This window comes from Paenibacillus sp. TSM33, assembly GCF_056099025.1.
Window position 1 is genome coordinate 1 of record NZ_JBLZXB010000050.1, and the last position, 335, is coordinate 335.

At 50.4% G+C, this 335-nt stretch carries 2 rRNA genes; both read left to right on the forward strand.

Annotated features, from left to right (window positions below):
* Positions 1-82: ribosomal RNA gene (locus ACN6NF_RS25820) — 23S ribosomal RNA — on the forward strand; the annotation flags it as partial.
* A 145-nt stretch (positions 83-227) separates the two neighbouring features.
* Positions 228-335 (forward strand): 5S ribosomal RNA (gene rrf / locus ACN6NF_RS25825); the annotation flags it as partial.

Sequence of the window (335 nt, forward strand, 5' to 3'; positions counted from 1 at the left end):
GACGACGAGGTAGATAGGTTGGGGGTGGAAGTGCAGTAATGCATGGAGCTGACCAATACTAATCGGTCGAGGGCTTATCCTAAAGATAAGACGCAATGAGTTTCGGATCCAGTTTTCAGGGTGTAAGTTCAGTATATCGTCAGCTCAAGCAGCTGAAGTTACACGAACAAACACACAGCATTTGGCGATGCTGATTCCTGAAAAAGAATTTGCGAAGCAAATTCATGTTTGGTGGCGATAGCGGAGGGGTTCCACACGTACCCATCCCGAACACGACCGTTAAGCCCTCCAGCGCCGATGGTACTTGGACCGCAGGGTCCTGGGAGAGTAGGACG